Annotated in this window: 20 protein-coding genes and 2 tRNA genes; 5 read left to right on the top strand and 17 right to left on the bottom strand. The window is 36.8% G+C overall.

The features are described from left to right. Positions 1-45: 45 nt before the first annotated feature. From alr to WMO14_RS03670, 7 genes are all read right to left on the bottom strand, one after another. Positions 46-1,230, bottom strand: coding sequence for an alanine racemase (gene alr, locus WMO14_RS03640; protein WP_022502648.1), 1,185 nt, complete (start codon positions 1,228-1,230; stop codon positions 46-48). Beyond that, positions 1,230-2,861 carry an NAD(P)H-hydrate dehydratase gene (locus tag WMO14_RS03645; protein ID WP_349153293.1) on the bottom strand — a complete coding sequence of 544 codons (1,632 nt, stop codon included), beginning with the start codon at positions 2,859-2,861 and terminating at the stop codon, positions 1,230-1,232. The genes alr and WMO14_RS03645 overlap by 1 nt, the downstream gene beginning before the upstream one ends. Next, on the bottom strand, positions 2,861-3,481 hold the full coding sequence (locus tag WMO14_RS03650) for a hypothetical protein (RefSeq protein ID WP_349153294.1): 621 nt from the start codon (positions 3,479-3,481) through the stop codon (positions 2,861-2,863). The genes WMO14_RS03645 and WMO14_RS03650 overlap by 1 nt, the downstream gene beginning before the upstream one ends. Before the next feature lie 26 nt (positions 3,482-3,507). Next, positions 3,508-4,143 (bottom strand): redox-sensing transcriptional repressor Rex, encoded by a 636-nt coding sequence (locus WMO14_RS03655; protein WP_022502645.1) that lies wholly within the window; start codon positions 4,141-4,143, stop codon positions 3,508-3,510. Between the two features lie 130 nt (positions 4,144-4,273). After that, positions 4,274-6,730, bottom strand: coding sequence for a homocysteine S-methyltransferase family protein (locus WMO14_RS03660; protein WP_349153295.1), 2,457 nt, complete (start codon positions 6,728-6,730; stop codon positions 4,274-4,276). After that, on the bottom strand, positions 6,723-7,406 hold the full coding sequence (locus WMO14_RS03665; protein ID WP_349153296.1) for a hypothetical protein: 684 nt from the start codon (positions 7,404-7,406) through the stop codon (positions 6,723-6,725). Before WMO14_RS03665 ends, WMO14_RS03660 begins: the two co-directional genes overlap by 8 nt. Continuing rightward, on the bottom strand, positions 7,407-9,044 hold the full coding sequence (locus WMO14_RS03670) for a DEAD/DEAH box helicase (RefSeq protein WP_022502642.1): 1,638 nt from the start codon (positions 9,042-9,044) through the stop codon (positions 7,407-7,409). A gap of 150 nt (positions 9,045-9,194) precedes the next feature. Between WMO14_RS03670 and WMO14_RS03675 the strand changes: the two genes are divergently transcribed. From WMO14_RS03675 to WMO14_RS03690, 4 genes are all read left to right on the top strand, one after another. Then, entirely contained in the window at positions 9,195-11,099 is a 1,905-nt protein-coding gene (locus WMO14_RS03675; protein WP_349153297.1) for an ABC transporter ATP-binding protein, read from the top strand. 137 nt (positions 11,100-11,236) lie between these two features. Next, positions 11,237-11,518, top strand: coding sequence for a non-specific DNA-binding protein Hbs (gene hbs / locus WMO14_RS03680; protein ID WP_022502640.1), 282 nt, complete (start codon positions 11,237-11,239; stop codon positions 11,516-11,518). Positions 11,519-11,630: 112 nt separating this feature from the next. Then, positions 11,631-12,083: a CYTH domain-containing protein gene (locus WMO14_RS03685; RefSeq protein ID WP_022502639.1), complete on the top strand. Its 453-nt coding sequence runs from the start codon at positions 11,631-11,633 to the stop codon at positions 12,081-12,083. Between the two features lie 31 nt (positions 12,084-12,114). Continuing rightward, positions 12,115-13,404 (top strand): chloride channel protein, encoded by a 1,290-nt coding sequence (locus tag WMO14_RS03690; RefSeq protein WP_172677767.1) that lies wholly within the window; start codon positions 12,115-12,117, stop codon positions 13,402-13,404. 121 nt (positions 13,405-13,525) lie between these two features. On the opposite strand, the gene WMO14_RS03695 is transcribed toward WMO14_RS03690, so the two are convergent. The 8 genes from WMO14_RS03695 to WMO14_RS03730 form a co-directional block, all read right to left on the bottom strand. Then, a complete protein-coding gene (locus WMO14_RS03695) occupies positions 13,526-14,551 on the bottom strand; it encodes an ABC transporter substrate-binding protein (protein ID WP_349153298.1) in 1,026 nt (341 codons plus the stop codon). Beyond that, entirely contained in the window at positions 14,548-16,254 is a 1,707-nt protein-coding gene (gene recJ / locus WMO14_RS03700; protein ID WP_055306331.1) for a single-stranded-DNA-specific exonuclease RecJ, read from the bottom strand. Before recJ ends, WMO14_RS03695 begins: the two co-directional genes overlap by 4 nt. Before the next feature lie 119 nt (positions 16,255-16,373). Then, positions 16,374-18,614 carry a protein translocase subunit SecD gene (gene secD / locus WMO14_RS03705; RefSeq protein ID WP_349153299.1) on the bottom strand — a complete coding sequence of 747 codons (2,241 nt, stop codon included), beginning with the start codon at positions 18,612-18,614 and terminating at the stop codon, positions 16,374-16,376. 31 nt (positions 18,615-18,645) lie between these two features. Continuing rightward, positions 18,646-20,004, bottom strand: a complete 1,359-nt coding sequence (gene scfB / locus WMO14_RS03710) for a thioether cross-link-forming SCIFF peptide maturase (RefSeq protein WP_055174105.1) — start codon at positions 20,002-20,004, stop codon at positions 18,646-18,648. 172 nt (positions 20,005-20,176) lie between these two features. Then, entirely contained in the window at positions 20,177-20,323 is a 147-nt protein-coding gene (gene scfA, locus WMO14_RS03715) for a six-cysteine ranthipeptide SCIFF (RefSeq protein WP_012739622.1), read from the bottom strand. 67 nt (positions 20,324-20,390) lie between these two features. Continuing rightward, entirely contained in the window at positions 20,391-21,356 is a 966-nt protein-coding gene (locus WMO14_RS03720) for an AEC family transporter (protein WP_349153300.1), read from the bottom strand. Positions 21,357-21,380: 24 nt separating this feature from the next. Further along, positions 21,381-22,181 carry a bifunctional hydroxymethylpyrimidine kinase/phosphomethylpyrimidine kinase gene (gene thiD / locus WMO14_RS03725; protein WP_055306161.1) on the bottom strand — a complete coding sequence of 267 codons (801 nt, stop codon included), beginning with the start codon at positions 22,179-22,181 and terminating at the stop codon, positions 21,381-21,383. A gap of 222 nt (positions 22,182-22,403) precedes the next feature. Beyond that, positions 22,404-22,488 (bottom strand) — tRNA-Leu (locus tag WMO14_RS03730). A 266-nt stretch (positions 22,489-22,754) separates the two neighbouring features. Here WMO14_RS03730 and WMO14_RS03735 point away from each other — a divergent pair. Then, positions 22,755-22,837, top strand: a tRNA-Leu gene (locus tag WMO14_RS03735). Between the two features lie 171 nt (positions 22,838-23,008). On the opposite strand, the gene WMO14_RS03740 is transcribed toward WMO14_RS03735, so the two are convergent. After that, positions 23,009-23,566 carry a peptidylprolyl isomerase gene (locus WMO14_RS03740; protein WP_439655288.1) on the bottom strand — a complete coding sequence of 186 codons (558 nt, stop codon included), beginning with the start codon at positions 23,564-23,566 and terminating at the stop codon, positions 23,009-23,011. An 87-nt stretch (positions 23,567-23,653) separates the two neighbouring features. Next, entirely contained in the window at positions 23,654-23,890 is a 237-nt protein-coding gene (locus tag WMO14_RS03745) for an HPr family phosphocarrier protein (RefSeq protein ID WP_022502630.1), read from the bottom strand. Positions 23,891-24,026: the final 136 nt, after the last annotated feature.

Here is a 24,026-nt window from a genome sequence, read left to right on the forward strand (position 1 = left end):
TGTTATTTAATAATTTTATGAAAATGCTGTATATTCCACTACTTCTTAATCTGTTATTAACTTCCAGTTCTCATGAAAATAATCATGACTTCCAATATATTGTCCATTAAGATAATAATTTCTTGGAATTCTCTTGCCAAGGTCACACACAAATTCATAATTAAATGTTCCTGCTAAAGCAGCAATCTCTTCAACTGTAATCTCTGCATCCTTGTCTTTTCCTACTAATGTTACAACATCACCACGATTTACAGGACCTATATCTGTAACATCTACCATCATCTGGTCCATACATACCCTTCCTGTTATAGGAGCTTTCTTACCATTAATAAGCACATATCCCTTTGATGATAATGACCTTGGATATCCATCGCCATATCCCACTGTTACAGTTGCAAGCACTGTTTCTCTCTTAGTTTCAAATGTTCCGCCGTAACCTATCTTTTCTCCTGCTGGAACTGTCTTTACCATAGCCACATGGCTTTTGAGCTGTAGTGCTGGTTTCAGTGCTACTGCTGACTTATCCACTTCATCTGATGGATACATTCCATATAAAGCAATTCCAAGTCGCACCATTCCATGATTAGCCTGTGGCATATCTATAATAGCTGCACTGTTGGATACATGCTTTATCTCAAATGATATACCTTCTTTCTTCAACGCATCGTCAAAAGCATCATACTTTGCAATCTGTCTTAATGCAGCGGTCTTATCCTTCTCATCAGCAGTTGCAAGATGTGTAAACAGGCCTCTTGCATTGAGTGCCTTTAAATTCTTTATCTTTTTAACTATCTCAACACCACTTTCATCTGGCTCAAGACCTATTCTTCTCATTCCGGTATCAACCTTGATATGGCAGAAAGCTACCTTTCCAAGCCTTAAGGCAACATCATTAAGTGCCTTGGCTGTCTCATAGTCAAATACTGTTGCATCTATTTCATTCTTAACCAATGCCTCATATTCCTCAGGCTCAACATAGCCTAATATAAGTATTGGCTTATTAATTCCATTTTCTCTTAAATTAACAGCTTCATCCAGCGTAGCAACTGCATATCCATATACTAAATCTCTTACTGCCTTGGATACAGCCACATCTCCGTGTCCATAGCCATCTGCTTTAACAACTGCAAGTGCCTTTGTTGAAGGTTCTGTCTTGCTCATAAGCTCAATACAATTAGCCCTGATTGCATCCAGATCTACATCTGCATATACTCTGTAATACTTACTCATTATTCACCTCTTGCTTTTATAAGCACATTTTTTATATTGTCAATAATATCGCCCGCAACCATAGAATACTTACCATTACTTAAGGCAGCTTCATCTCCTGCACAGCCGTGTATATATACGCCAAGTGCTGAAGCTTCAAAAGTAGTAAGTCCCTGTGCCATAAGTCCTGTTATTATGCCTGAAAGCACATCTCCCGAACCTCCTGTTGCCATTCCATCATTGCCTGACATATTAATATACACTCTTTCTCCATCAGAAACAATAGTTCTTGCATCTTTTAATACACATACGCAATTATGTTCTCTTGAATATGTTCTTGCTGTATCTATAGGATTATTCTTTATCACCGCAATATCAAGTCCTGTAAGACGTGACATTTCTCCTATGTGTGGTGTAACGACAACATTCTTATCTGACATATCATCTTTATATGAAGCATTACCACTATTGCCGCCAGCTTCATAGTCTACATCATCATTACTGCCATCAAGTTCAATTTTATATTGGGCGATTATATTAAGGGCATCTGCATCATACAGCTTTTTAATATTCTTCTTTGCTGACACACTTCTTACAAGCTTTACTGCACTTTCTTCCATAGACAGCCCCGGACCTATGCACACAACATCTGCCCAGCAGATACATTTATCCACTAATGTCTCTGTATTCTTAACAAAATCTCCACATTCCTCATCAGTATCATATGTATCAACAATACATTCCATATTGCCCGTTATAACTGCTGTACGGTTGCTTATATGCGTAAGGGTTCTTACAAGCCCTGCACCTATACGTGCCGCCGCTCTTGAACTTAATACTGCTGCACCTCCATAAAGCCTTGAACCAGCTATTACAAGTGCCTTTCCAAATGTTCCTTTATTGCCATCAGGCTTTCTTAGCGGAAGCATATCAGATATATCACTATAATCATATGTGAAAATATCCCTTGTCATATCCGGGTATTGTGCAAAACCTATATCTTTTCTTATAATCTTCCCACAATATGAAGCTGCTGGATATAATATATGTCCGATTTTTTCAAATCCAAAGGTAACTGTTATATCAGCATTAACCGCAGATCCCATAACCACACCTGTCGATGCACTTATACCTGATGGTATGTCAACAGCCACAACAAGCCTGTTTCCATTATTGTCGCTATTCTGTGTATACTGTGAACGCACTGATGTACTGCATTTATTAATTGTATCTACTACTATTCTGGCCTCTCCTGCCAGTTCTCTTGATAAGCCATTGCCAAATAAGGCATCTACAATAACCCCATATTTAGAAAAATCCGGGCTATTAATACATTCTATGCCCAGATTCTTTATTATGTTCAATTGTATATCGAATTCTTTGGTAGAAGCGTGTGAGTTAATTATATACACATCCACATTGTAGCCCTTAAGATAAAGCTGTCTTGCCACCGCAAGTCCATCTGCCCCATTATTGCCACGTCCACATACGCATATAATGTCTGTATGTATATTTCCTTTAACCTTGCTTTCAATAGCTTCTGTCACTGAGAGTGCGGCTCTTTCCATAAGCACAACTGATGGTATACCAAGAGTATTAATTGAATAAGAATCCACATTCTTCATAGAAGCCGCATCTAATACATATCTCATTACTGCTTATCTCCTACATTGCCTTCATTAATTCTGTCAACTGCACTACAATTCTCAGGTCCGATAATATCGTGTATAAGAGAATACATATTATTATTAACAGTTTCTTTATCCTGTTTTATAAGAATATTCTTCTTAAGCTTGACTCTTGTAGCATTAATCCACTTATCAAGTACCTCTATATCCTCTGTATTGGCATTCATTCTGTCATAGCAGGCTTTAAGTGTCTCTGTAAGAAGCTTCTCGTTAGCCCTTGCCAATTCTCTTGGTACTTCTAAGAGTTCATCTTCAAGCGAAGCTATCTTGTCATTAGACTCCTGTATAAGTCTTTGGTTCTGGCTCATACGCTTCTGCTTCTGCCTGCTTGAATCATCATCTTCCATATTCTCAACAACATCATTGATAAGCTGCTTTTTAAGCTTCTTGATGTCTTTAATGTCATTATTAATTCTTCCCTGCTTCTTAAGCAGTTCATTAACCTGTTTCTCCCAATACGCAATCTCATCTGTCTTATTCTTCTCGTTAATAAGGTGATACCATCGCTCATCAAGCGTAAGAATCGGAATATTCTTAAATACATCACTATTCTTTAACAATTCATAAGTTATCTTAGACACCATCAATTCCCCCTTTGGATTTAATATCTTTATGAGTGCTTATTGGCAATTGTGTAAGAAAGTCTCATAAGGCTTTCTGATAAATGTACATTCTCAACTATTACGTCATCTGGCAGATTAAGATCTGTATGTGCGAAATTCCATATAGCCTTAATTCCTGCATCTGCAACCTGCTTTCCGATTTCCTTAGCCGCCTGCTTTGGTATTGTCAGTGCAACTATCTCTATATCGTTCTTATGTATAAAATCGGCAAGTTGATCCATCATCATTATATCTATTCCGTGAATGCTTTCACCTTTAAGCTCTGGATTGTTATCAAATACGCCGCATATAACAAAACCACGCTTCTCAAAGTCTGTATAATTAACAATAGCACGTCCAAGGTTACCAGCACCTATTATTATCATATTATGCTTCCTGTCTATTCCAAGTATCTTGCCTATCTCATCATAAAGATACTTCACATTATATCCATATCCCTGCTGTCCAAAACCTCCGAAATTATTGAGGTCCTGTCTTATCTGTGATGCTGTAACTTTCATTCTCACACTTAAATCTTTAGATGAAATCCTCTGAACACCACTTTCTATAAGTTCGCCCAGATATCTGTAATATCTTGGCAATCTTCTTATAACAGCCGATGAAATCTTCTTATTCTCTTCCATAACATTCTCCATTCCTGTGCAATACTGCTACGAAAAGGAGATGGGAAACCTGTAATTACCAGCTTCCCATCAGCCTTCAAAATTAATGTTAATTATATAACTATTTTGCTAAAAAGTAAAGAAATGTACTCTATCCAAGCACTCTCTTAGCAATATCCACAGACTCCTTTGCATCCTTTGAATAGAAATCCGCATGTATTTCCTTAGCATATTCAGGAGTAAGCACTGCTCCTCCTACCATAACCTTACAATCAAGATTGTTCTTATGTATAAGTTCTATTGTCTTTTTCATTGAAACAAGTGTTGTTGTCATAAGTGCTGACAGACCACAAAGCTTCGCACCATTTTCTTTAATCGCATCTACAACAACCTGATATTCAACATCCTTTCCAAGATCAATAACCTCATAACCATAATTCTCAAGAAGTACCTTTACGATATTCTTTCCAATATCGTGGACATCTCCCTTAACCGTCGCAATAACAATCTTTCCCTTGCTTACAGGTGCATTATTGCTCATAATCATATGTTTTCTTATAACCTCAAACGCTCCCTGTGCAACGCCAGCCGCCATTATAAGCTGTGGCAGGAATAATGTTCCCTTCTCGAACTCCTCACCTATCTTATCAAGTGCAGGAATCAAGGCATTATTAACAATGTCCATAGAATCCATACCTGCAAGAAGTTCTTCTGTTATTGCTGCACCTTCATTTTTTAGACCTTTCTCTACTGCATAGAATAAGTCATCACAGGTATAACTGCCCTTCTTATCCTTAAGATTAACACTTCCACCTGCCTGTGCTGTCTGACCACCCTGTACTGCATTTGCCGCTGTATTCATTGGATTAATCTTGCTTATATTAGGCATTGAAGCATAAGCCTTAATATAATCAACAGAATTCTTATCTATATTGGCAAGAAGCTTATATGCCCTTACTGCCCCCATCATCTCATATATGTTAGGGTTAATAATCGCAAGATCAAGACCATTCTGCATAGCCATTGTTAAGAAAATGTGATTGACAAGCACTCTGTTAGGAAGTCCGAAAGATATATTCGATACACCAAGCACCGTCCTTAAGCCAAGAGTATGCTTAACCTCATAAAGTGCATTAAGCGTTTCCATTACCCCCTCCTGTTCGGCTGAGGCTGTAAGTGTAAGACAGTCTATATATATATCCTCTTTAGGAATTCCTATAGCTATTGCCCTGTCCATAATCTTTCTTGCTATGGCAACTCTGTCTTCTGCTTTCTTAGGAATACCATCTTTATCAAGAGCAAGGCCAATTACTGCCGCACCATATTTTTTTACTATTGGCAGAATGTTATTAAGAGAGTCTTCTTCTCCATTAACTGAATTGACAATCGGCTTACCATTATATACTCTTAATGCAGCATCAAGAACCTCAGGTATAGTTGAGTCAAGCTGGAGAGGCACATCCACAACCGACTGAAGTGCTTTCACAGTATCAACCATCATCTGTCTTTCATCAATTCCCGGAAGTCCTACATTGACATCAAGAATATCAGCACCCGCACCAGTCTGTTCTAATGCCTGTCCAAGTATATAATCCATATCATTATCTAAGAGTGCCTGCTTAAATACCTTTTTACCTGTTGGGTTAATTCTCTCTCCTACAACTCTTGGCTGGTCAACTATAACTGTGCTTGTAGCTGAGCATACAGCCGATGGCATTTTCACTGGTTCTTTTGCTAAATTGCCTTCTTTATGTAACATATCTGATAAGCACTTTATGAATTCAGGAGTTGTTCCACAACAACCACCGAATATTTTAATGCCATACTTTCTTAAATCCTTCATAAATTCAGCAAACTGCTCTGCTGTCACATTATATTCATTAGTAACAGGGTCGGGAAGTCCTGCATTAGGCTTTACTATAACCGGAAGATTAGTCCAGCCTGTAAGTTCCTTAATAACCGGCTCAAGTTCCTTAGGTCCAAGTGAACAGTTGACACCTAAGGCATCAACTCCAAGTCCTGATATTGTAAGTGCAAATGAAGATATCTGACATCCTGTAAATGTACGCATATTTTCTTCAAATGTCATAGTCGTCATTATTGGAAGCTGGCTATTCTCCTTTGCTGCAAGCACTGCCGCTTTCACATCTAACAGATCTGTCATTGTCTCAAATACAACAAGATCTGCACCTGCCGCCTCACCAGCCTTGACTATCTCAGCATACATCTCATAAGCTTCCTCAAAGCTTAATGTACCTGTTGGCTCTAGAAGCTGTCCTATAGGTCCTACATCAAGTGCTACAAGTGCTTGTGGATTCACATTGGCACACGCCTTCTTTGCATTTTTAATTCCCGCTGTTACAAGTTCATCAACTGAATGCCCACATTCTTCAAGCTTATATCTGTTGCCACCAAATGTATTGGCATATATTATGTCTGCACCTGCCTTTAGATACTGCTCGTGTATGGAAATGAGAAGTTCTGGTTCTGTAATATTAAGCATCTCAGGTGTTTCACCCATCTTCATTCCTGCCGCCTGAAGCATAGTACCCATACCACCATCAAGAATTACATAATCCTTTTGTAAAAGTTCTTTTAGTTTATTCATTACAATGTCCTCCTGCTTCCCTGAATCTGCATGTACCTTTAAGGTTACACGACATACATCCTTTTTTCTGTGAACTGACCTCTCCGGTTGTAAGCCCAATAACTGCTGTTACAGACTTGGTTGGTGTCATCATATCAGTCTTTCCTATATTAAGCCCTATAAGCTTAGGTGCATTTAGTATTTTTAAGAATTCGCCCTGCTGTGACAAAGGCAGATCACCATATCCTATTCCAAACCTGAATGTCTGGTTATACTCTGGAAGTTCCTCTTTAATAACAGCCTCAACCTTATCGCATACCTGTTCAATTGCTGCACTTGCCATACTGTCTGATATTACAGCCCTGGCAAGGTCTGAGGCCTGCATCACCCTTAACATCCTGTCTATTCCATCAGAGATTGTCACTGCTATAAGTGCCGCTTTATTACAGCCTTTAAGATGTTCTTTAATTGAGTTTCCTTTTAATGTAACAGAAGTCCCTTCAAGCCTTACGCCCTCATCGACCTGTGTCACATCCACTACCCTGTATACATATCTTGGAACTGCCGCTTTTAAGACCTCTGCCTCACATTCATCTATAAGGCTGTTTATTGTCTCATCTGCCCCTATTCCCTTGTATCCTAAGTACCTTAATACTTCTGCCCTGTTTATACTGCTTAATGTCACCTGTTTTTTCATTTATTTATTCTTTCTTGCTTTGTCCTTATGCTTGCCTTTTCCTCTGCCCTTGCCTCTTGACTGGTTAGCCTTCTCAACATTAACACGGCGTCCCTTAATCTGCACGTTATCATTCATTGCCTTAAGAATTTTCTCTGCGTGTATAGCTGGTACATCAACAAATGTATAGTTGTCCATCATATCTATCGCGCCTACAAGCTTGCCAGGCATACCAGATTCACCTGCAATAGCTCCAAGAATATTAGCTGGCTTTATTTTATCCTTTTTTCCAATATTAATAAAGAGTCTTACCATTCTTGAATCATCTTTATCTGTATCAAAATGGAATTCTTCTACTTCATCTTCTCTGTCAAGGGTATCACCTATAAGCATTTTTAAAAGTGCTGCTGCCATATCCATAGATGTATATTCTTCCTGATTAACGTGTTCTTCAACAAGATTAACCATATCTGTAAGTCCACCCTCTTCGATTGTCTGTCTGATTTTATCAAACATATTATCAAGCTTGGTGTTCTTAACATCATCCAATGATGGAACAGGCTTTGCAAGTATCTTAGTCTTACAGTAACGCTCGATATCCTTTAACTTATACACTTCCTTGCCACTTATAAATGAAAGTGCCATTCCAGATCTTCCTGCACGCCCTGTTCTTCCAATTCTATGAACATAATATTCCTCATCCTGAGGAATGTCATAGTTAAATACCATATCTACATCATCAACATCAATTCCTCTTGCTGCTACATCAGTTGCTATAAGTATGTCTACCTTGCCGCTTCTAAAGTCATCCATTACTCTGTCACGCTGCTGCTGTTTCATATCACCATGTATTCCATCAGCAAAATAACCTCTGCCCTTAAGCTCTGATATAAGCTCATCAACCTGTCTTTTAGTGTTACAGAACACTACTGAAAGTCTTGGATTGTATATATCAATAAGCCTGCACAATACTTCTGTCTTATTCTTAGGTCTTACCTCATAATAGAACTGTTCTATATTAGATACTGTAAGTTCTTTTCTTACTACCTTTATAATCCTGGCATCTTTCTGGAAGTTTCTTGCAATATCCATAATAGCCTTTGGCATAGTAGCTGAGAACATTACTGTCTGTCTGTCTTCTGGCGTTTCTGTAAGAATTGTTTCCATATCTTCCCTGAATCCCATATCAAGCATTTCATCAGCTTCATCAAGAATAACCATATTAATATTATCAAACTTAACAGTCTTTCTTCTCATATGGTCCATAACTCTTCCAGGAGTTCCAACAATAATCTGTACGCCCGTCTTTAATGACTTTATCTGTCTTACTATCTCCTGTCCTCCATATACTGGAAGAACTTTAATATCACTCATATATTTGGCAAGTTTTCTTATCTCCTCAGCCACCTGTACAGCAAGCTCTCTTGTAGGGCAGAGTACGATTGCCTGAGGCTTTTTTATCTGTGGGTCTATCTTCATAAGCATAGGAATTGTGTATGCTGCTGTCTTACCAGTACCTGTCTGTGCCTGTCCGACAACATCAATACCTTCACATACAGCTGGAATTGCCTGTGTCTGTATAGGTGAAGTTTCCTCAAATCCCATATCCTCAATAGCTCTTAATATTCTTTCATCAATGTTTAACTCGTCAAATTTCATTCATTTCCTCATTTCTTAAATTTAATACACTTATCTTAGTCTAACTTTTTAATAATACATTATAGGAAGAAATAAGTCAAAAAAATTGCAATTTATTCTTAAAGCAAGTATAATTCAACTAATTAATTTAAAGAAAGGAACACTGTTATTATGATTCTTTCCTGTAATAATATAAGTAAATCTTTTGGAACAGATGTTATTATCAAATCCTGTTCTTTTAATATTGAAGACCACGAAAAAGCAGCTATCGTTGGTATCAACGGTGCTGGAAAGTCTACTCTTTTAAAGATTATAACCGGAATTGAACCTGCTGACACAGGACTTGTAACGTTAGCTAAGGACAAGACTTTAGGTTATCTCTCACAGCAGCAAAATCTTAATTCAGACAACACCATTTATGATGAGCTTTTATCTGTGAAGCAATATATCCTTGATATGGAAGCACAGCTAAGAAGTATTGAGAACCAGATGAAATCAGCAGATGATACAGCTCTTGAAACACTTATGAAGAAATATTCAGACCTTAACCACGAGTTTGAATTAAACAACGGTTACGCTTACAAAAGCGAGATAACTGGTGTTCTTAAAGGCCTTGGCTTTGCAGAAGAAGATTTCACACTTAATGTTAATACTTTATCAGGCGGACAAAAGACACGGGTTGCACTTGGCAGGCTTTTATTATCAAAGCCTGATATTATACTTCTTGACGAGCCTACCAACCACCTTGATATGGAGTCTATAAGCTGGCTGGAGAACTATCTGCTTAACTACAGTGGTGCTGTACTTATAGTTGCCCACGACAGATATTTCCTTGACAAGATAGTAAGCAAGATTATCGAGTTAGACAATGGCAATGCAACTGTATTCTCAGGCAACTATACTGATTACGCTTCAAAGAAAGCTATCCTGCGCAATATGCAGCTAAAGGAATATCTTAACCAGCAGCGTGAAATTAAACATCAGGAGGAGGTTATAACAAAGCTTAAACAGTTCAACCGTGAGAAATCTATTAAAAGAGCTGAAAGCCGTGAAAAAATGCTTAACAAGATGGAATTTGTCGATAAGCCTGAAATTTTAAACGACAAAATGGATATTAAGCTTGAACCTAATGTAATAAGCGGTAATGATGTCCTTACTGTAGACAACCTTACTAAAGGTTTTGACGGAACTGTTCTTTTTGATAACATATGCTTCCAGATTAAACGTGGTGAACGCGTAGCACTTATCGGAAGTAACGGAACAGGCAAGACAACAATATTAAAATTAATTAATGGAATTATACCTGCCGATTCAGGCTCGATATATCTTGGTGCTAAAGTAAATATTGGTTATTATGATCAGGAACACCACGTTCTTGACCCTGACAAGACTATTTTTGATGAAATCAGGGATGCTTACCCAGACCTTAATAATACACAGATAAGAAATACACTTGCAGCATTTTTATTCACCAATGAAGATGTATTTAAGTATATAAAAGACTTAAGCGGTGGCGAGCGCGGACGTGTATCATTAGCCAAACTTATGCTCTCTAATGCCAACTTCCTTATATTAGATGAGCCTACTAACCACCTTGATATCACTTCAAAGGAAATTCTTGAAAATGCACTTAATAGTTACACAGGTACTGTCCTGTTCGTATCACACGACAGATACTTTATTAATTCTACTGCAACAAGAATTATTGAGCTTGCCAATAAAACAGTTGTTAATTATATTGGTAATTATGACTATTATCTTGAAAAAAAGGATATACTAGGAGCAAAACCAATAACCAATAACACTTCTAAATCCAGCAATTCAGCCATTTCAAAGCTTAACTGGCAGGAAGAAAAGGTAAAGCAGGCACAGCAAAAGAAGATTAAAAACGAAATCAAGCGTACTGAAGAACGTATGGCTTTAATTGAGGCTGAGATTGAGGAACTTGATAATATGTACGCCGACCCTGCCATAAGCAGTGATACTGCCAAACTTATGGAAATACACACCAGGAAGGAAGCTCTTAGCAAAGAGCTTGATGAGCTATATGATAAATGGGGGGAATTAACATTATAATTCCAATACCAAAAACAGCGAAAAATGCCGAAATAAGGCAATTCTTAAGCGTTTTTTATTGACAAAATTACCTATATGGAGTATAAATAACCTATACTTATTATTACTTATTTCATTTAAGGAGGATGTAGTTTATTATGAATAAGACAGAGTTAGTTGCTGCAATCGCAGAGAAGGCTGAACTTTCAAAGAAGGATGCTGAGAAGGCTTTAAAGGCTTTCACAGAAACTGTTGCTGAACAGTTAAAGAATGGTGACAAGATTCAGTTAGTTGGTTTCGGTACTTTCGAAGTTGCTGAAAGAGCTGCTAGAACAGGTCAGAATCCTCAGACAGGTAAGGCTATTGAAATTCCTGCTTCTAAGGCACCTAAGTTTAAGGCTGGTAAGGCTTTAAAGGATACTGTTAACTCAGCTAAATAATTAATATTCGATAGTGGATATTGCGACTGTCACTTAGGTGACAGTCTTTTTTATATGTATTTATAGATACATATAAATATTATCAATGAAATTCAGAAAACGGAGACACACTATGGAAATAGAACGTAAATTCTTAGTTGCACAATTGCCAGATAATCTGGACAATTATAATTGCAGATATATTGAACAGGGTTATCTTTCAACTAAACCTGTAGTCAGGGTAAGACGTGATAATGATGATTATTATCTTACTTACAAAGGCAGTGGTATGATAGCACGTGAAGAATACAATCTTCCACTCACCAAAGACTCGTATGAACATTTGATTAAAAAAGCTGACGGTAATATAATAACCAAAAAGCGTTATGAAATTCCGGATGGTAACGGATACACTATTGAACTTGACATATTTGAAGGAGCATTCAACGGCACTGTTATTGCAGAAGTTGAATTTAACACTATAGAAGAAGCTGACAATTACATTATGCCAGAGTTTTTTACAGAAGATGTAACTAATAACCCTGAATATCACAACAGCAATATGAGTAAAAAGAAGTTCGACTAACGTGAACACTCTAAGAAAAGAGGATAACCTGATGAAAAAACTCTCTGATATATTAGATATAAGTCCTGATATTACTCTTGAAACACTTCAAAGAGCAAGAATGGCAGCCTTAACACTTATCAAATGGCTTCTCTGCTCTTTATTTACAGGAAGCTTTATAGGACTTATCGGAGCATTATTTTATAAAGCTTTACAATATGTAACAAGCTTTCGGATCCAACACCCTTACACTTTATTCTTTCTTCCTGCTGCCGGTATAATAATCGTTCTTATGTACCATTTTACGCACGAAGACAAGAATACAGGAACTAATCTTGTAATAACAGCAATCCAGTCCAATGCAGAAGTTCCTGTCCGTGTTGCTCCTCTTATTATAATATCAACACTGCTTACACATCTTTGCGGTGGTTCAGCAGGACGAGAAGGTGCAGCCCTGCAGGTTGGCGGCTCCTTAAGCAATTTTATCGCCAAAATATTACATTTTGACGACAAAGATACAAGAATTATGATTATGTGCGGAATGAGTGCCTGTTTCTCTGCTCTTTTCGGAACTCCTATAGCCGCAGCCATATTTTCTATGGAGGTTATAAGTGTGGGGGTTATGTATTACGCCGCACTTGTTCCCTGTATTATATCCGCACTTATTGCTTCCGGCGTAGCTGGGTTATTCAATATAACACCAACTATGTTTATAATAAGCGAAATATGTGAACTAAGCATATCTACCGGAATAAGATTTATGATAATGTCAGTAATATTTGCCCTCGCAAGCATTGTATTCTGTTATATGCTTCATTCATCAGCCAAAATATATTCTGAATACTTAAGCAACCCATATATCCGTATTATAATAGCTGGTGTGCTTGTTATTATTTTAAGATATATAACCGGTACTACTGATTATCTTGGTGCTGGTGCTCCTATGATTGCGGCAAGCTTTATAACAAGCTGTTCGTGGTATGTCTTTATTTTAAAAATGCTGTTTACAGCCATTACATTAGGTGGTGGATTTAAAGGCGGTGAGATTGTCCCTACACTTTTTGTCGGTGCAACTCTTGGAAGCTTTTTGGCTCCTGTATTCGGACTTCCAATCGGCTTATGTGCCGCGTGCGGTATGGTAAGCGTATTCTGTGGCGTAACTAACTGCCCACTCACTTCTTTCATATTATCAATTGAAATGTTTGGTGCTGGTTCAATGAAATTCGTAATTATATGCGTAGCAATAAGTTATATGCTCTCTGGCTACTACAGTCTTTATAACAGCCAGAAGATTGTTTACTCTAAATACAAGACAGAATATATTAACAGACATTCACATTAATTATAATAAAAAAGGCAATTCATACAGAATTATCATATCTACCGATTTTTCTGCTAATGAATTGCCTTTTTACTGCTTTTACCGCTTTTACTGCTTTAACTATGCATCATTCTTATATATTTTATTTGTAGAAATTGTCCTCTGGAAGCTTTCCACCAACTGAAGCTGGATTTGCTTCGTAAAGAACATTTAAATATTTGCTTATTTTGTCTTTGGCATCACTGCCTGTTATTATTGTTATGTTGCATTTAGGTATTGCCTGCTTTGCAACTGCGGCTTTTGTTATACCATATTTTTCTACAAGTGTTGAAACCTCATCTACATTTGCATTAACATAATCTGCTGAAAGCTTATATTCCTCAAGGAACTTGTCAACCGCAGCCTTATGGTTATTGTAATATTCTGTATTGACAACTATTACACCTGTTACTACTGTACTTCCGTCCTTTGATACATTTTCCCATTCCTTAGTAACATCAAGAGCTATTCTTGCTTCCTTATTATTCATAAGAACTGTTGTAGCAAATGGCTGTGGAAGCATAGCTACAGTTTCTTCCTTCGCTGATGCCATAATAGCCGCAACCTCGGAAGCCTCTGACTTAAATTCAATGTGTACATCCTTATCAGGGTCAATTCCGTTGGTATTTAAAAGGTATCTTAATGTATATTCAGGTGTAGTTCCTTTACCTGTTGTGTATATTGTACGTCCTTTAAGGTCGCTTACATTAGTTACCTCGCCCTTATTATCAAGTATATATAACACGCCAAGTGTATTAATTCCTACAACAGATACCTTGCCATTACTCTTATTATAAAGTGTTGCCGCCGCATTACAAGGCATAGCTGCAATCTGGACATCGCCCTTTATAAGGTCTGCTGTAAATGCATCTGCTGCCGCCTCTATCTGAAATGTATAATTATTAGCTGTTTTATTATACTCATTATCGCTCATAAGCTTAACCATTCCGATAGCTGTAGGTCCTTTAAGTGCAGCTACTTTTATGTCTTCGCTTACATACGCACTTGTACTTTCCTGTGTTGCATTGTCTGACTTATCACTGCTGTTACTGCCACAGGCTGTAAACATTACGCTGACCATTACAAGCATAAGAATAGCAGCTGTCAGTTTCCTCATTCTCTCTCTCATATTGTTTCCTTCCATTCCTTTATAATTATCTGTAATGACATTATTCCGTTAAACGTATTGATATCCGGATAATATATTATAGAAATTCTCATTCCTGCCCTTGGAATATCATCTATATTATTAATTCCAAACTGTACAGCAGGTACATAAGTTCCGTCCTCTGTTTCTAACTGGCATCTAAGAACATTTTTATTCTTTCCAATAACTGAAGCTGTCTTTACATATAAGTTCCTATCTGCAAATACCGGCTTTTCATTACCCTTTCCGAATGGTTCAAGCAGCTTTAACTGGTTAACCAGCCGGATATTGGCATACGATACAGGCATTGGAACATCAATCCACATTTTAGGAATTAAATCCTCATCTGTAAGTATCGCATTATCATTCAGCATTTTTCTGAATATGTCAATATCAGATATTGCTAATGATAAACCAGCCGCCATAGGATGTCCACCATATTTAGTGAGAACATTTTTACATTTATTAATCTCTTCGTACATATTATAGCCTTCGATTGAACGTCCTGAGCCTTTTGCCCCGTCCTCAGCATTAGTAATAACAAATGTAGGCCTGTAATATCTTTCTTTAATTCTGCCTGCTATTATTCCAGCTATGCTCTCGTGGCAGTCCTTTAAATATATAACAAGCACTCTATCCTTAAGAAGACCAGTATTCTCTACTAATTCTATTGCCTTCTGCGTCTCCTGCTCTGTCATTGACTTTCTTTCATTATTAAGGGCTATAAGCTCTTTTGCCATATTATGTGCCTTTTCATTATCCTTGCAAAGCATAAGTTCAATTGCCTGTCTTGCTGTATCAAGACGTCCACTGGCGTTAAGACATGGTCCTATTACAAAGCCTATATGATATGAGCTTATATTATTAATATCAAGCTGGCACTCCTCTATAAGTGCCCTAAGCCCTGTATTTTTTGTATGTGCAATATGCTTAAGGCCATATTTAACTACTATTCTGTTCTCGTCAATAAGGTCGACTATATCACCTACAGTGGCTATTGCCATAAATTCAATATAATCTTCAAGCTCTTTCTTATCAAGCCCTAATCTGTCATATAACAGGCTTATAAGCTTATATGCAACGCCTGCTCCACATAACAGCTTAAATGGATAATCACAATCTGCCTGTTTAGGGTTAATAACTGCATCTGCCGGAGGTACAATGTATACCTTTTTATCGTCCTTTATCTCAAATGGAACATCGTGGTGGTCGGTCACTATCATTGTAATTCCATTATCCTTTGCATACCTGACCTGATTATATGCAGCTATTCCATTATCACAGGTAACAATTGTATCAATCCCTTCATTGATTGCATTGTCTATTAAATGCTCATTAATTCCATAACCATCATTTATCCTATGCGGCACAACATAATCCACATCTGCTCCTGCCGCCTTTAAGCCGCAGAATAATATATAAATAGAACATATTCCATCAATATCATAATCTCCGATTATTCTTACAGGCTTATGTTCCTCTATTTTCTTAGTAATAATATCAACAAATTTATCGGCATCTTTCATACTATGAGGATTATGTATATCGTTAAGATTCCCATTAAGATACATATCTATATCTTTACTGCCGCATATATCCCTATTTCTTATTATACGGGCAAGAACCTGATCTATTCCGTATTCAGAGGCTATCTGCTTAAAATCTGCTTTTTTGGCGTATACCATCCATTTGCTGTTCACGTTTGTTCTCCATTCTTATGGCAATATTGCTTGTATTAAAAATGGTGCATCGTTTGATGATGCACCATTTTACTGCTTTACAAAGCCATTATATTAATTATTTATTATACCTGAGCTCCGTCTTTACCTATGCTTTCTGCTTTTTTTCTTTTATTAACTGCTTCATCAATAACTCCTCTGTTCTTTCCACCAAGCATATACCAGAATGAACTTGTAAGGAATACTGATGAGTAGAAACCTACGATAATACCAACAATAAGTGGAAGTGAGAATTCCTTAACTGATGTTACACCGAGTATGTATAACATAACCAGCATAATAAGAGTTGTTATTGTTGTATTAATATTTCTTGTTAATGTACTTGTTATAGCTGAGTTAACAAGCTCTGTAATATTAGTCTTAGAGTTAGCACTCTTTAACATTTCCCTGATACGGTCAAATATAATGATTGTACCATTAATTGAGTAACCTACTATTGTAAGCATACAGGCAATAAATGTATTACCTACTGGCACTCTGAATACTGCATAGAATGTAATAACTACTAATACATCCTGTAAAAGAGCCATAACAGCTGCAAGCGCGAATTTGATATCCCTGAATCTTGCAAAGATATATATAAGCATTGCTATTGTAGCAAGAATTACTGAAAGAATAGCATTCTTCTTCATAGTACTGCTGACAGATGAGCTGATTGTGTCTGTCTCAACTATCGAACCATCTTCAATAGGGAACTTAGCTGTTACAGCTTCCTCAACAGCTTCTCTTTGCTCAAGTGAAAGGTCTGTTGTCTTAAATGAAACCTTAGTTGAGTTCTGAACCTTCTGCTGTTGTACTTCTGTTATACCTGCAGCATCCCTGATTACAGGAATAATATCATTCTCTATCTCTGACTGTGAATATTCTTTGTCAAATGTAAAGCTTGTTGTTGAACCGCCAACAAATTCAAGGCTGAAATTAAGTGCTCTGTTACCAAGTGCACTCTGTACTCCCATTGTTATAAAACCAATAACAATAAGAACAATTGAAACCGTAATAGTCCATTTCTTAATTGAAAGAATATCATAAGTTCTTCTATGTGTTGTCTTTCCATACATCGATGGCTTAGTAAGACCAAAGTTATAAAGAAGCTTCATAATAACTTTAGTAATCACAAGTGCTGTAAATATTGAAACTATGTTACCTACTGCAAGAGTTGTTGCAAATCCCTTAACAGGACCAGTACCGAATATATAAAGTACAATAGCTGCAATAAGTGTTGTTACGTTACCATCAACGATAGCTGATGTAGCTTTGTCGTAACCTGCAAGAATAGAATTCTCAACACTCTTTCCTGCGGCTATCTCTTCCCTGATACGTGTATAGATAATAACATTGGCATCAACCGCCATACCAATACCAAGTATGATACCGGCAATACCCGGAAGTGTTAATGTAAGATCATATACACTTACAAGGAATAATACTAATGTTGTGTATATAATAAGCGAAAGTGTTGCAACAACACCTGGTACTCTGTATATAGCAATCATAAATACACATAACAATGCAAAACCAATAGCTGCTGCTATAAGACTTGTATGAATTGCATCGTGTCCTAACTGTGCACCTACGATATTAGAGCTTACTTCATTAAGTGTAAGAGGAATAGATCCAATTCTTATGTATGTAGCAAGATTATCTGCCGCATCAAATGTTTCCATACCTGTAATAGAAGCATTACCACCTGTTATAGCCTGATTAACTGTTGGATAACTTACAACCGAACCATCATATACTATGTATATTCTGCTTCCTATATTGTTAGCTGTTGCCTCAGCGAACTTATCTCCACCTTCATCTGTAAATGTAAGCGATACACCATATGGTGTGCTGTCTTTAGATGATGTATCTGTGTAAGCCTGTGCTGTCTTTACGTCAGAACCTGTAAGAAGTGGTGTATAATCCTCTCCCTGTGACCACGCTGTATAACCTGTGTAATCAAGGAATTCAAGTGAACCTGGTGTTCCTAATTCTGTAAGAATTTCATTAGCATCTGTAACACCTGGAATTTCTACTGTAATTCTGTTCTCGCCTTCTTTGTAGACCTGAGATTCTGTACTTCTTCCCTCGATACGTTTCTCAAGCTTATATATAGTATCTTCTATATCCTGGGAACTTGGGTTATCTTCTTTAATCTCATAAGTAATACTGACACCACCTGCAAGGTCAAGACCTAAGTTGATGTCCTTAGCACTGCCATAGCCTTTGCCGTTCATTCCGAATATAGCTGTAAGCGAAAGTCCTACAAGCAATACAAGAATAATAATGCTATAGCTTATCTTCTTAGTTAAATTGTACTTCATTTTACTATTAATACTCCCTTCAACATTCCTTTTAATCTTCTGCCATCGCAGCTCTTATCATAATTGCACATTCAATTCTCTTCTTCTGCATCTCACAGCCAACATCATATGCATCATTGATGTTACCATGGAAGTTGTAAGAATTAGCGGCACACCCACCACTACAGTAGAACTTGGCAAAACAGTTCTTACACTTTTCTTTTGAATATACATTACAACTCTTGAATTCATCTCTTATATCATTACGGGTTATGCCTTCATCAACATTACCCATAAGGAACTCTTCATTACCTACGAACTGATGACATGGATAGAAATCACCCCAAGGAGTAACAGCAAGGTACTCACATCCTGAGCCACAGCCTGATAATCTCTTAGCCACGCAAGGACCACCGTTAAGATCAATCATAAAGTGGAAGAAATTAAACCCATTGCCTGCTTTCTTTCTCTTAATAATTTCCTTGGCAAGCTTATCATACTGCTCAAATATAATTGGAAGGTCTTCTTCTCTTATCGCATAAGAGTCTGTAGGCTGTGCAACAACCGGCTCTACCGAAATCTGCTCAAAACCTTCGTCTGCTAAGTGAAGAACATCTTCTGAAAAATCAAGATTGTTATGTGTAAATGTACCTCTGACATAATAATTCATCTGGTTACGGCTTTCAGCAACCTTTTTAAACTTAGGCATTATAATGTCATATGAACTTCCGTGGTTATTTCTTGTTGGTCGCATAAGATCATTAATCTCTTTACGTCCATCTATGCTTAATACGATATTGCTCATCTCTTTATTGGCAAAATCAAGTATCTCATCATTAAGAAGTATACCATTAGTTGTAAGTGTAAAACGGAATTTCTTATTGTGCTCTTCTTCAAGGCTTCTTCCATATTCTACAAGCTGCTTTACAACTTCAAAATTCATTGTTGGCTCACCACCAAAGAAGTCAACCTCAAGATTTCTTCTTGAGCCTGAATTAGCAACAAGGAAATCCAATGCCTTCTTACCAACTTCAAAGCTCATAAGAGCTCTTCTTCCGTGATACTCACCTTCTTCTGCAAAACAATATCTGCAGGCAAGGTTACAGTCGTGTGCAATATGAAGGCATAGAGCTTTAACAACTGTAGGTCTGTCCTTAAATGAATCTATATATGGCTCATATATATCTTCTGTGAAAAGCTGTCCTTCTTCTTTTAATTCTTCTATCTCCTGACAGGCTTCCCTGATATCTTCTTCCTTATATTTATCTTTAAGCTTATCTGCTATCTCATCAACACTTGAATTCTCATAAAGTGCGATTATATCATATACTATATCATCAACAACGTGTACAGAACCACTATTTACGTCTAACACGATGTTATATCCATTATTCTTATACTGATGTATCATAATTATCCTCAATTTCTATTGGCTGTATACAGCCATTTATTCTTAATCACAGTTAACTAATATACCTGTAGCTATCAGACATACACTAACTATGAACTGTCTTAACAGAAATAAGAGAGTGTCTAAAATGCTTTAGCACTCTCTTACCCTTCACTAACCAATTAACTAATTATTAGTTATTCTTATTCTCACAGCTCTGGTTACCAACTGTGCAAGATGTCTTACAAGCTGACTGACATGATGTCTGGCATTCGCCACATCCACCGTGCTTCATTGTATCCTTTAATACGCGATTGCTGATTGTCTTAATATGCTTCACAACAATACCTCCTTTTTGTTCATAACTATTAGAAGTATAACATATAGCTATTACATTTTCAACAACTTTATATCAAGCCTAATGCTCTTAAAATAAATATCCAGCCTGTTAATGTTATGCTTGATAATACTGTCGTCAAAACAATTATGCTTGATGATAATACCTCATCATTATCCATACTCTTTGCCATAACATAGCTTGTAACTGTAGTAGGAGATGCAAGCATTATAAGAGCCGCCACAAGCTCCTGATTTCTAAAGCCAAGAAATACTGCAACCGGAATAAACACTGCCGCAAGTCCTATAAGTTTAATAAATGTTGCTATAATAGTAGGCTTTATCTTCTTTAATGCTTTTCTCCCCTCAAAACCTGCACCAATGCATATTAAAGCTATAGGTGTTGCTGTCTGTGCAAGGCTTTCTATAGTCTTATTAATAATTGCAGGATACTTCATATTAAGCATTGATGATATAAAACCAAGAACTATACCTATAATAATTGGATTTTTTAATATATTAACAAATGCTTTTTTTATATTATTACCTCTTCCAGCCTTAACAGCTTCACTGCTGTCTGCCGGATGTGCCTTAAATGTAAGTACAACGACTGCAAATATATTAAATAACGGAACTGCTGCAACAATCATAAGCGGTGCCATTCCTGTATCTGAATACATATTCTGCACAAATGCCATTCCAAGAATTGCTGCACTGCTTCTGCACGAACCCTGCACAAACGCTCCCTTTTGTGTATCGTCTTTCATTAATATCTCAGTTGCTATCCACACTAATGAGAACATAAGTATTGTTACTATACTGCAATACAATACAAACTGCGGGTCAAATTCACCTTTAAAATCAGACTTTGACAAATCCCTGAACAGTAATGCTGGCAATGCCACCTTAAACACATATCTGTTAGCAACATTGGCAAAATGGTCATCAATAAGACCTATCTGTTTAATAAACCACCCTATAATCATCACAAGAAATATAGGAACTGTTGCATTAATACTATATATAAAACTATCCATTATCAATCTCCTATCCACACTATTTTACTTATCAAGCACATACATATGATTAAGAGGTCCACTTCCCTTACCTATGTTAAGTCCAGCCTTAAGTGCACCTGTTATGTATTCCTTCGCCCTTGCAACCGACTCCTTAACACTATACCCCTCTGCTATATTACATGCAATAGCAGATGACAGCGTACAGCCTGTTCCGTGTGTATTAGGATTATCTACTCTTTCTGCCTCAAACCAGCTTGTTCCAATCTCTGTATACAGATAATCATTAGCACAATTAATGGAATGTCCGCCTTTTACAAGAACTGCCGGTCCTTCATCATTAATATTTATCTTTTTATAGATGATTTCTGCCGCTTTTTCCATATCATATCTGTCATTAATAGTTATACCTGACAGACTTTCAGCTTCTGGAATATTAGGTGTTATAACTGTTGCAAGCGGCATAAGCTTCTTAATAAGCACTTCCTCTGCTTCTTTAGTGATGAGCTTCTTACCACTTGTTGACACCATAACCGGATCTAACACAATATTAACCGCTTTGTATTTTCTTAATTCTTCTGCTATCTCCTCTACTATGTATGGTTCAGACACCATTCCAATCTTTACCGCATCTGGTCTTATATCCTCAAATACCGCATCTATCTGGCTTGCTGTAAAGCCTTTCTTACAATTCATTATTCCATATACGCCCGTTGTATTCTGTGCTGTAAGTGATGTAATAACACTCATTCCATATACACCGTGTGCGGCAAATGTCTTTAAATCCGCCTGTATTCCAGCACCTCCGCTACAATCACTTCCCGCTATTGTCAATACTTTTTTCATAATATCCTTATTTCCTTATTTATCATTTTTTATATTTTACCAATTAATATTCTGTGTAATATATTATTATTTTCCTATAAATACACTTAACCTTTTATATAAGACACTGATGCCTTTGCATAAACAGATATTTTCATAATCACAATCTGCATACATATTTACTTTCTATATCTATATATTGATATAGAAAAAGGGAAGCCTGACCAGCTTCCCTCAATAAAGTGCAGTCGGCGGGACTTGAACCCGCACCCAAGCAATATGGACTAGATCCTTAGTCTAGCGCGTATGCCAATTCCGCCACGACTGCTTATTTAGTTAATCGCTGTTTCCCAACGACTTGATTATATTATCATCTGCGTAACACTTTGTCAACTGCTTTTTACAATTTTTTCAATTATTTTTTAATTCGTCTTTAATTTTGTTGTATAACTGTCACTTTTTAAAAATAATATTAAATCTATCTTCAAATTCTTACTATTGATTTTTAATCTTTTTTAAATTAAGTGTGTCTGCTAACTAGTACTTCTTTATGCCTTGACAAAATCCCTGCCTTAGAATACAATAATATAGTTAGCGGAAATGTCGGAATGGCAGACGAGCAAGATTCAGATTCTTGTGTGGGTTACCACGTGTGGGTTCAAGTCCCATTTTCCGCATTAATTAATATTTTTAAAGGTGTGATAAGATTAATTCCTATCACACCTTTTTTTACATTTCATATTTACAATTGTAATCAAGACCTGTAACACAGGTTATTACAATTGTTACCCAAATCTATAACTCTGGTTATTACAATCCATTGTTATTTCTATAATCCGATATTATTCCTAATCAATAACTGCTATCTTAGTTATAACCGGCTGGTTATTCTTAGCAACCGTACCATTGTCATCTGTTGCCTTAACATTGACACATATCTTATCTACAATATCCATACCATCTGTTACATAACCAAAACAGGCATAATTACCATCAAGGTATGTACTGTCTTTATGAACTATAAAGAACTGTGAACTTGCACTGTCATTATTACTTGAACGTGCCATTGAGATTGCTCCTCTTGTATGCGAGAGATTATTCTCAATTCCATTATTGCTGAACTCGCCCTTTATCTTATTATCCGAGCCACCTGTTCCATTGCCAAGTGGATCACCACCCTGTATCATAAAACCTTTGATTATTCTATGAAATGTAAGTCCATCATAAAATCCATCATTAGCAAGATTAATAAAATTAGTCACTGTAATAGGTGCCACGTCAGCATCTAATTCCACATTAATATCACCATAATCCTGCACTGTAATTGTAACGTGATGTTTTCCTGATAAAAGATTATCCTCTTCTTTAGTCTGTGTCTGGCTGTCAGCAGCTTTTCCACAGGCCATTAAAGACACTGATAACATCATTGCAATTAATATACTTAGTATCTTCTTCAATTCTTTCTCCATTCCAGTCCAAGAAATTCTGCTTCCTTAATACTGCATAAATTCGTTAATATCTCTTAACACATCTTCAATCTCACTCTCGCCGCCATTAACTGTCAGCTGGAGTGGTCTGCTTATATCAAGGCTGAATAATCCAACAAGAGACTTACCATCAACACAGCTATTGCCACATTCGACATCGAATCCACACGAATATCTGCTTATTTTGCTCACAAATCTTTGAACTTTCTCAACTGAATCAAGTAAAATTGTTACTGTCAACATATACTAATAATCCTCCTGTAAATTATCCTACAATTCTTCAAATGTAATTAATCAACCCACAACACCAACAACTATACTACTTTTCATAAATAATTACAACCAGTTTAATATATCTGTCACTGCGATTATCTGACTT

Source organism: Lachnospira rogosae (ex Hitch et al. 2025) (genome assembly GCF_040096455.1).
Lineage (GTDB): Bacteria > Bacillota > Clostridia > Lachnospirales > Lachnospiraceae > Lachnospira > Lachnospira rogosae.